At 69.5% G+C, this 9,763-nt stretch carries 8 protein-coding genes; 6 read left to right on the plus strand and 2 right to left on the minus strand.

Translation table 11 applies throughout. The features are described from left to right. Positions 1 to 30 precede the first annotated feature (30 nt). Together QH276_RS11575 and QH276_RS11580 are read right to left on the minus strand one after the other, a co-directional pair. The gene (locus tag QH276_RS11575) at positions 31 to 438 is read right to left on the minus strand and encodes a pilin (protein WP_256666929.1); all 408 of its coding nucleotides are present in this window, start codon (positions 436 to 438) and stop codon (positions 31 to 33) included. Continuing rightward, positions 429 to 1,349, minus strand: a complete 921-nt coding sequence (locus QH276_RS11580) for a hypothetical protein (RefSeq protein ID WP_163848021.1) — start codon at positions 1,347 to 1,349, stop codon at positions 429 to 431. The genes QH276_RS11575 and QH276_RS11580 overlap by 10 nt, the downstream gene beginning before the upstream one ends. A 448-nt stretch (positions 1,350 to 1,797) precedes the next feature. Between QH276_RS11580 and QH276_RS11585 the strand changes: the two genes are divergently transcribed. The 6 genes from QH276_RS11585 to QH276_RS11610 all read left to right on the plus strand — a co-directional run bounded on the left by QH276_RS11585 (position 1,798) and on the right by QH276_RS11610 (position 9,621). Beyond that, positions 1,798 to 2,454 (plus strand): hypothetical protein, encoded by a 657-nt coding sequence (locus QH276_RS11585; RefSeq protein WP_163848022.1) that lies wholly within the window; start codon positions 1,798 to 1,800, stop codon positions 2,452 to 2,454. A 52-nt stretch (positions 2,455 to 2,506) separates the two neighbouring features. Further along, positions 2,507 to 3,508 carry a TRM11 family SAM-dependent methyltransferase gene (locus QH276_RS11590; protein WP_163848024.1) on the plus strand — a complete coding sequence of 334 codons (1,002 nt, stop codon included), beginning with the start codon at positions 2,507 to 2,509 and terminating at the stop codon, positions 3,506 to 3,508. Next, positions 3,505 to 6,030 (plus strand): type IV secretory system conjugative DNA transfer family protein, encoded by a 2,526-nt coding sequence (locus QH276_RS11595; RefSeq protein WP_163848026.1) that lies wholly within the window; start codon positions 3,505 to 3,507, stop codon positions 6,028 to 6,030. Before QH276_RS11590 ends, QH276_RS11595 begins: the two co-directional genes overlap by 4 nt. A gap of 39 nt (positions 6,031 to 6,069) precedes the next feature. After that, on the plus strand, positions 6,070 to 7,092 hold the full coding sequence (locus tag QH276_RS11600) for a replication-relaxation family protein (RefSeq protein ID WP_163848028.1): 1,023 nt from the start codon (positions 6,070 to 6,072) through the stop codon (positions 7,090 to 7,092). A 7-nt stretch (positions 7,093 to 7,099) separates the two neighbouring features. Then, the gene (locus QH276_RS11605; RefSeq protein WP_163848030.1) at positions 7,100 to 8,110 is read left to right on the plus strand and encodes an NlpC/P60 family protein; all 1,011 of its coding nucleotides are present in this window, start codon (positions 7,100 to 7,102) and stop codon (positions 8,108 to 8,110) included. 116 nt (positions 8,111 to 8,226) lie between these two features. Next, entirely contained in the window at positions 8,227 to 9,621 is a 1,395-nt protein-coding gene (locus QH276_RS11610) for a cutinase family protein (RefSeq protein ID WP_280406726.1), read from the plus strand. Positions 9,622 to 9,763 lie beyond the last annotated feature (142 nt).

Raw genomic sequence — 9,763 nt, forward strand, 5'->3', positions numbered from 1 at the left:
CTTGGCGTTTCTGGGGTGGGGCGTTCATCGTCAGGCCCCGACAATGGATTTGAGGACCGTGACGATCACCGGTGCCAGCATCGCTAGCGCGTAGCCCAGGCAGGCGGCGCGGAAGGCGGTCTTGGCTTTCTCTGTCTCGGCGGGATCGCCCCCGCCGATCAGGTAGCGGGCGCCGGCCACGGTCAGGCACACGGTCGCCAGTGCGGCGAGGATGCCGATCAGCCAGGTGCGGATGTTGTCGAGTACCTGATCCAGCGAGGATGCGATCGCCAGCACCGACGGCTCTGGTGGTGTAGCGGAGGCGGATCCGGCTGCCAGCACCGGCAGCACCGCCGCCGTGCACAGCGCCGCAAGGATCGTCAGCCACTGCCGCGCGAGTGCGGGTCGCGCGGGGCGAGCCGGTGATGGCTTGATGGCGGGGAGTCGATTCACGCGCATGCCGTCACCTCCCCGTGCCCGGTGGTCGAGCGCACGGGTGCCGACGACTCCGATCCCGGCCGACGACCTCGCCGCAGAGGGGACCCGGCGCGCCGCCGCGGCGCGAGTGTGCTCACCGCACGGGTTTCCACGATGCTGGTGGCGCCCGGGTCGTCGTTGGCGTGTTCGGTGAGCCAGGCCAGCAGGGCGTGTTCGGCGCGGCGGCGTCGTTTGCGCAGCGCCCACACCGACTGTCCGCGTTCGGTGGCCAGCGATGTCAGTGAGCGGCGTTCCCACCGCGAGACTGCGATCAATTCCGCCGCGGCCTCGCTGATCACCCCAGCTGCGACGGCCTGGGCGAGGACGGTTTCGGGGTGGCCGGGCTGTGAGACCATCACCCGCGCTTGCTCACCGACCGGGCCGAGATCGGCGGTGGGCAGCACGACCGACTCCTGCTGGTCTGCTGCTGCGGCGGCGCGGTAGGCCGCCCACCGCAACCGAAGAAGCACCCATGGCCGCGTCAACTCGACCCGGCTCAGGTAGGCGAAGAACCCGGCCAGGATCTCGGACTCGATGTCATGGCGACGGGAGCTGTGCGGCGCAGCGAACACGCTCGCTGTCTTGGCCAGCATCGGCTCGGCCAGGCACGCGCACACCAGCATCGCGTCGCCTCCGTGTGTGCGGGAGCGCTCGATCAGCCACACCCAGATCGCGTCGACCTCGGCGATCGGCACCGCCGGATCACGCAACCGCTCCCGCAACCCAGCCCACGACTCGACCGGGCTTCCGGTGGCTCCTACTGCCGGCACGGGGCGCGGATCGGCAGGCAGCACCTGCGCGGCAATCCGGTCGAAACTCGACCGCACCACCCCCAGCGGCGACGGTCCCGGCCCGCTCGATCCCGGGTATTCGACCAATTCTGATTTCGTCACGATCAGCTCCTGTTCGGTGGAAAGCAATTCCGACCTCACAAGGACACAGAAGACCCACATCCAAACCGCACCGAAAACACATCCAAACCACCCCCAAACAACACCCGGACTCTATCCAAACCACATCCGGCGCCGATCAGCAAACTTGAGGCATCCACCGAGACGCCCACCGGAGAACACCTACATCCACCGCTATTACCAGCACATGTGTATGCGCTGATGTGGTTTGGGGGTGGTTTGGATGCCGTCAGGATGCCGTACTCAATCTTTCTGGCGAACCGCAGAAAATTCGTTGAAAAAAGTTTTTCCTCAGCCTCTTTGAATGTTTGCAGTAGCAGACAATCCGACGCGCAGAGAATCCTCTTAATTGGTTTGGTCGGTGTCCCGAAAAGGGCTTTTTGATGGCAGTAGATAAGTACACAGTTCTCTCTCACCGTCAGGAGCCGCGATGACCGCCAATGCCTCCCAGCCCCGCAGCCGCCGGCCGGCCGCCTCGCCTGCGACCGGCACGGTCCGGGTTCCCTCGACCTTGTGGGCGCTCGGTGCGAAGCCCCTCGATCCGGACGACCGCTGGCCCGACCCGGTCCTGGCCCATGTGGTCGGTGAGTTCTCCGATCCCGGTTCGCGGGTGCTGTTGATCGGCTGGCCCGCCCCCACCACCCGAGGCACCCTCCGGATACTCGAGCCGGATACGGCGGTGGCCCTCGCAGCGGTCCGAGAGTTGGACCGTCACGGCATCGATGCCCCCTACTCCGGTGCACCGGTGGATCTCGTCATCGCCAGCCTGCTGGCCGACCACCCCGATCCGATGGTGGCCGCCGAGTATGTCACTGCGGTCGCGACCGAGGTGATGGCGATGGGTGCGCTGCTGGTCGTGCTCAGCCGCTGCCGCCACAGTCAACGCGGGGTTCTGCTCGATTCGGCCGGTTCGGTGGTGGCCGCCGCCCAGACCGCCGATCTGCTCTACCTCCAGCACATCATCGCCGCCCCGGTAAGCGGCCACACCATCACCACCGCGCCCGCTGAGCCTGCCGCGCCCGGTGTTCCGCGCCACACCGTCGCCCATACAGATGTGTTCGTTTTCCTCCAGCCCGAGCACGGCTGACCCCTCCGCCTCGACCTCTCACCGTTCACCCGATTCAGCGAAGGACAACTCGATGGCTCCGGACCCCGCCACCGCCGCCAACACCGACTCCGCTCCCACCGGCCCCGCCGCACGACCGGTATCGGTGTGGGCCACCGCCCAGAACGCGCCCGCCGCGCAGCGGCGAGGCCGCTATCACCCCGACAGCACCGCGCACCCGGCGAAGATGTTTCCCGCGATCGTGCAACACGCCGTCGAGACCTACACCCGGCCCGGAGATCTCGTCCTGGATCCCATGTGCGGGATCGGCACCACCCTCGTCGAAGCCCTGCACCTCGGCCGCCGCGCGGTGGGTGTGGAGTACGAGACCCGGTGGGCCGAGCTGGCACGCACCAATATCGGGCTGGCGCACGAGGCGGGGATCGATCTCGATGCCGCCGTCTACACCGGCGACGCCCGCAAACTCACCTCACTGGTGCCGCAAGAGTTACGCGGGCGGGTGAATCTGGTGATCACCTCCCCGCCCTACGGCGACTCCCTGCACGGCCACGTCCGCGCCAACGGCAAAGCCCCGGTAGTCAAGTCGAATCACCGCTACGGGGCAGTCCTCGACCGGGGCAACCTCGCCAACGTCGGAATCGGCCGGCTGCTGTCCGGATTCACGAAAATCCTCGCCGGTGCCGCCGAGTACCTCGCCCCGGGTGGGCATGTCGTGGTTACTGCGCGGCCGTGGCGTCAGCACGCGGAGTTGGTGAACCTTCCTACCCATTTGTTCACCTGCGGCGAGCTGGCGGGGCTGGTCCCGGTTGAACGGTGCGTCGCACTGCTGGGCCGTCTGTCCGAGGGGGAACTCGTCGCGCGTAGCAGTTTCTTCCAGCGCGACTTCGTCGTCAAACAGCGCGCCGCCGGGCTGCCGATGCACTTGATCGCGCACGAGGATGTCGTGGTTCTGCGTAAGCCGGACGCCGCTACCTCCTCGGCCGAAACCCGCAGGGCACGTACACGATTCCCATACGTTACCACTCCGGTCCTGGGCACGAGCGGTAACGCCGGACCAGGGTCGGTGGCAGCGTGAGCGCATCTGTCGCGACCCCGGAGCAGGGGTGGCTGGGCCGGGCGCTGCTCGCGCCCGGCGCGGCAGCACATGATCTGGCCGAGGTGGTCGAACAAGCGCTCGGAACGGTGATCGGGACCGTCGCAGTACTGAGCGTGCTGGGTGCGCTCGCCGCGGTGGGAGTGCTGGGTCGGTGGCGCCGGCGCCGGCTGACCGCGGGTGCTCGCCAGATCACCGTGCTCACTCCCCCCAAGGTCGATACCAAAGGCGCGCTCACCTTCTGGGCCCATTTGATCGGACAGTTGCGCCCTGCCTGGGCGCGGCTGCTTTTAGGGCAACCGCATCTCGGATTCGAATACAGCATTACCCCGGAAGAGGGGGCCGCGATCCGGCTCTGGGTGCCCGGCGCGATCCCACCAGGGCTCATCGAGCGGGCCGTCGCCTCGGCCTGGCCCGGCGCGCACACCGACACCGGAGAACCCGCCCGGCCCCCGCTACCGGCCCCGGCGACAGGCGTGGAGCGGATCGTGGCCGGAGGCGAGCTTCGGCTGGGACGGCGGGAGGGACTGCCGTTGAGCACCGACCACGCTGGTGATCTCGTGCGTAACCTGATCACCGCCGCCGACGACCTCGCACCCGGTCAAGCCGCCTGCGTGCAGATCCTGGCCCGCCCGGTCACCGGCCGCCGCGTCGCCCGCGCCCTGCGCACCGCGGCGAACACCAATGCCTCAACAGGAGTCGTGGCCGGGCTGCTGCGCGAGGCATTGGATCTGCTCACGCCCGGCACGAGCAGCGCGCGCCCGACCCGGACCGGGGGTCTCGGTGAGCGGCGGGGCAGCGACCGGCAGGCGGTGATGGAGTACAGCGCCGCCGCACGCGCAGCGGCAGCCAAGGCCCGTGGCGCGCACTGGGAAACCGTGGTCCGTTACGCCGCCTCGATCCCGGTCTCCGACGACGTCAACCCGAGAGCGCAGGCGCGCGCGGTCGCGCGGGGCCGGGCCGATGCCCTGGCCACGGTGTTCGGGGCGTGCACCGATCACAACTACTACCGGCGGCGTCGCCGTATCCGGCTGGCGACGTTGATCCGGCAGCGGCGGCTGGGGCGCGGCGACGTGTTGTCGGTACCCGAGCTGGCGACGATCGCGCATCTGCCCACCGAGACCGGGCTACCCGGCCTACAGCGTGCCGGAGCCCGAGCCCTGTCCCCCGCCCACGAAATCCCCGTCAGCGGGGAGCACACGAAACCACTGGGCCTCGCCGACACCGGCACGCGCCGCCCAGTCGCAGTCAAGATCTCCGACGCCCGCCACCACCTCCACATCCTCGGCCCCACCGGCGTCGGCAAATCCACGCTGCTCGCACGCACCATCCTCGATGACGCCGACGCCGGGCGCGGGGTGATCGTCGTCGACCCCAAGGGCGACCTCGTCACCGACGTGCTGTCGCGACTGCCTTCGCGCATGGGTGAGCGGGTGGTGCTCTTCGACGCCGACTCCGCCGCCCCACCACCGTGCGTGAACCCCCTCGATATCGGGCGGATCGGGCGGGCGGGAATGGATCTGGCGGTCGACAACCTCGTCACTGTGTTCCACCGGATCTTCCACCAATGGTGGGGGCCACGCACCGACGACATCATGCGCGCGAGCCTGCTCACCCTGTGCGCCCAACCAGGCACCCCCACCCTCGCCGACCTGCCCCGCCTGCTCACCGAACCCGCCTTCCGAGCCCGCGTCACCCGCACCACCAAAGACCCCGTCCTCCGCGGATTCTGGGACAGCTACGAGACGCTCTCCGACACCGGCCGCGCCCAGCTCACCGGCCCCTTGCTGAACAAGCTGCGTGCCTTCCTGTTGCGGCCGTTCGTGCGCGCGGCCATCGCGGGTGGGCCCTCGACGGTCGAGTTCGGCGACATTCTCGACCAGGGCGGGATCTGCCTGGCGAGACTGCCGAAAGGTTCGCTCGGGGAGGAGACCAGCCGCTTGGTCGGGTCCCTGCTCGTGGCCCGCACCTGGCAGGCCGTCACCGCCCGCGCCCGTATCCCCTCCGCCGACCGGCCCGACGCCGCACTCGTCCTCGACGAGGCACAGAACTTCCTCAACCTGTCGACCCCGATCGAGGACATGCTCGCCGAAGCCCGCGGGCTACGCCTGTCGCTGCTGCTGGCGCACCAGAACCTGAGCCAGTTGTCGCGGGAGCTGCGCGACGGGATCTCGGCCAATGCCCGCAACAAGATCGTGTTCGCCGTCAGCCCCGACGACGCCCGGGACCTGGCCCGCCACACCGAGCCCTGGTTATCCGAACACGACCTATCCCACCTCGACGCCTTCCACGCCGCCGCACGGCTGCTGGTCGACGGCCGCAACGCCCGACCATTCACCCTCACCACCCGCCCACTGGACCCACCGACCCCGGGGCGCGCCCGCGAGATCGCCGCCGCAGCCCGCGCCCACCTCACCACACCGGCACCTGTACCCAGCCCCGCGTCGGGTCTCGACCGTGACCAGCAGCCGAACCCCGCACGGCACGACCCGCGCCGGCGCTAGCCGCCCGCCCCGGCCTCTCCGAGAAAGGTTGCCGTACTGATGATCTCTCGACCCGATCGGCAAGAAGATCGACGCAAGCCCCGACCCGAGCCCCGCGCCGCGCAGACCGGGCCGGTCGACACGACCGTGCTCGTGGCGCGGCTGACCGAACGTGACCGCTGGATCCTGCGGATGCTGCACGAGCACCGCGTCCTGACCACCAACCAGCTCGCCGCACTCGCCTTTACCAACCCCGTCATGGCGTTGCGGCGCCTGAACCGCCTGCACCGCTACGGCGTCCTGGAACGATTCCGGCCCTTACGCACCCGCGGCAGCGCACCGATGCACTGGGTACTGGCCCCGGCCGGCGCCAACGTGCTCGCCGCCGAAGCCGGCATCAGCCTGCGCGAACTCGGCTACAACCACCAGCGCACCCTCGCCATCGCCCACAGCCTGCAACTGACCCACACCCTCGGCGTCAACACCTGGTTCACCACCCTCACCGCACACGCACCCCGCGACGAACGCGGCCAGCAAGCCCGCCTGCAGGCGTGGTGGTCACAGACCCGCTGCCAACGCTTGTGGGGCGACCTCGCACGACCCGACGCCTTCGGCCGCTACACCCACCCCGAGGCAACGCTCGACTTCTTCCTCGAATACGACCTCGCCTCCACAACCTTGACCCGGGTCGCGGCCAAGCTGCACGGCTACAGCGAACTGGCCCGCACCACCGGAGTCACCACCCCGATCCTGCTGTGGGTACCGACCACATTGCGAGAAGCGAACGCTCGTGAGGCCCTGCGCCGGACCTGGCAACGGCTCCCCAATCCCGAGGCCGTGCCCGTCGCCACTGCCGCCGCCGAACTCCTCTCCCCGAGCCCCGAGGCCAGCCCCGCCGACCAGGTCTGGCTACCGCTGAACCACGACACCGACCGTCTGCGCCTGCACGGACTCACCACCGTGTGGCCTGCACGCACCCCACCCGTCGTCGATGCCCACAGCGGACAGACCTGGGCACCGGTGGGCGGACTGGTCGTCCTCGACCCACCGCCACCGACACCCCCGTACTCCGAGCTCTGGTGAGGCACCGATGCTGGTCAAGACACTCGGCGCGGGCTGCGCGACGGTGGTGTTCCTCGTGGTCGTGATCGCGGCCGTGGTCACCACGGTCGTCGTGTTCGACCAGTCACTGTCCACCCCTGCCCCACCAGCCTCGACCGGCACCGGCTCGACCCCAAGCCCAGAAGCCGAGCAGGACATCCCGGCGCAGATACTGGTGCTGTATCAGGCTGCGGCCCAGGACTGTCCCGGGCTGGACTGGTCGGTGCTCGCCGCGATCGGCAAGATCGAAACCGACCACGGCCGCTCCCCCCTTCCCGGCGTGTCCTCGGGCGAGAACGCCTCCGGCGCCGGCGGGCCGATGCAGTTCCTGGCCGCCACCTTCGAGTCGGTCACCGCCCGGCACCCTCTTCCCGCCGGCGGCGCGAACCCGCCCTCGCGCTACAACCCCTCCGACGCCATCCACGCCGCCGCGTTCTACCTATGCGACTCCGGCGCACCCGCCGACCTGCACGCGGCGATCTTCGCCTACAACCACGCCGACTGGTACGTCAACCAGGTCCTCGACCAGGCCGCCCGCTACCGCGCCACCGACCCCTCCGGCGGCGACTGCCACACCGCCCCACCACCGAACCCGACCGCTGCGCAGGTGATCTCCTTCGCCTGCGCCCAACTCGGCCAGCCGTACGTGTGGGGCGGCAACGGCCCCGAGGTCAACGGAGGTTGGGACTGTTCCGGGCTCACTCAGGCTGCCTACCGGTCCGCTGGAATCTCGATCCCCCGCACCACCTACGACCAAGTCCACACCGGCACACCCATCTCCGAAGACCAACTCGCCCCCGGCCACCTGGTCTTCTACGGCACCGCCGCCGACGTCCACCACGTCGGTATCTACCTCGGCGGCGGACACATGGTCCACGCACCCACCTTCGATGAGCCCGTACAAATCTCGCCCTACCGATGGGCCGAGGACGACTTCTACACGGCCACTTCACCAATTACTGGCTCACCCAGCCATGCCGACTCCCGCGCCACCCCCTGACCCGGCGCGAGAAATGCGCTACCCGGTGCCACTCGCCTCGAACTCGCTGCGGCCGACGACAAGCCGGCCATCACCGACCCACGACACGGCCCATCCACCCGACAAGGAGATCCTTCATGCGCACCCGGCGAACCCACCACCGGCCCGTCCGCACTCACCGCCGCCTCAGCCACGCCGCACTGTGTGCCGCCATCGCCACCACCACGGTCTGCGGGTCCGGTGTCGCCACCGCAGACCCGGCACCCGGTCCCACCTCCGCAGGCTGCCCGCGGTGGACCGCGCTGCTGGTACCGGGCACGTTCGAGACAAACCCGGCGACCCAACCAGCATCGCCGGTGGGGGCGCTCTCCCCGGTCGCCGATGGGTTGACGACCCGCTACGGCAGCGATATCGACGTCCAAACCCTCCCTCGCACCGCCGACGCCACCGGGGAACAAGCTCTCGCCGCGGCGCTGTCGGCGTTGTGCTCGGGGACGCGAGTAGTCCTGGCCGGCTATGCCGAAGGAGCCGCGACCGTCGGGGACCTCGCCACAGCGGTCGGCAACAACCGCGGCCCGATCCCCGCCTCACAGGTTGTGGCGGTCGGACTCGTCTCCGACCCGCACCGCGACCCGAGCACGCCCCAGCTGGGCACCCCCGTCGCCGGCCCCGGCGCCGCGGGTCCCCGCCCGCAGGACTTCGCCGACCTCACCGACCGTGTCCGCACCATCTGCCCCGCCCGAGACCCTTACTGCTCGACCACTTCTCAAGAATCACCCGCCCTCGATGCAGTTGTACGCGCCCTCACCTCCACCCCGACCCCGCGCACGAGCCGGGGACAGGCCCCCACCACGACAGCTCCTGTCCCGGCTTGGCCCTCGACGGGAGAGCTGACTATCTCTCGTGTTCTCGCGCAGGTGGTCACCGTAGTGAACGGGCTGTCCACCTTCGCTGCGAACGTGCCGGCTATCGTCGCCGACCTCGCCGAACTACCCGCTCTCCTGGGCCGCGGCGATGTTCCTGGGCTACACCGGGTCGCCGGGGACCTGAACAACCAGTTCGCACCCTTGGTTGCGATGGCCGACGGTATCGACCTGCGGCTGGTGTCTCAGGCTCTGGCACTGGCCGCACCGCTGGACACCACCGGCATAGCCGCCATCGCCTCCGAAGTCGTCGGAATCCTCGCTGGTCTCGACATCACCCGTATCGCCACCACTATCGGCCGTGCCCAGGAGATCGCCTGGACCGCGGCCGAGATACTGATCGCGGGTGACCCTGTCGGCGCCGTGCTGGCGCTGTCGGGATTGGCCCCGATCGCCGCCGACCTGCTCGCCGCGACCGCCTCAGCGTTCACCGGCACACAGTTCCCCTCGCTCGCCCAGACCTACACCACCAGCACGGGCACGGGCACGGGCACGGGCACGGGCGATCCTGCCCATCAGGACGGCGACGCGACCGGATCCACCGGCCACGACACCGCCGCTGCACTGCTGGCGAACTGGCTCACGCAGACGATCGACGCCACAACCTAGACCCGCGCACCGCCGTCTAGACGACGAAAGCGGCCCCGGGTTGGCGGCCGAGGTGGACGCCCCCCCCCCCGCGCTGGGGGTGTTAGGGCTGGGGTTAAGAGAGGAGGAAAGCGCCCTGGGGGGGGCCACCAACCCGCGGGGC

Origin of the sequence: Nocardia carnea, from assembly GCF_029869215.1 — a bacterium.
Lineage (GTDB): Bacteria > Actinomycetota > Actinomycetes > Mycobacteriales > Mycobacteriaceae > Nocardia > Nocardia carnea_B.

Bases quoted from the DNA above. Each gene is read 5' to 3' on its own strand.
- QH276_RS11585 (WP_163848022.1), top strand. From the start codon at position 1,798: ATGACCGCCAATGCCTCCCAGCCCCGCAGCCGCCGGCCGGCCGCCTCG.
- QH276_RS11590 (WP_163848024.1), top strand. From the start codon at position 2,507: ATGGCTCCGGACCCCGCCACCGCCGCCAACACCGACTCCGCTCCCACC.
- QH276_RS11575 (WP_256666929.1), bottom strand. From the start codon at position 438: ATGCGCGTGAATCGACTCCCCGCCATCAAGCCATCACCGGCTCGCCCC.
- QH276_RS11610 (WP_280406726.1), top strand. From the start codon at position 8,227: ATGCGCACCCGGCGAACCCACCACCGGCCCGTCCGCACTCACCGCCGC.
- QH276_RS11605 (WP_163848030.1), top strand. From the start codon at position 7,100: ATGCTGGTCAAGACACTCGGCGCGGGCTGCGCGACGGTGGTGTTCCTC.
- QH276_RS11600 (WP_163848028.1), top strand. From the start codon at position 6,070: ATGATCTCTCGACCCGATCGGCAAGAAGATCGACGCAAGCCCCGACCC.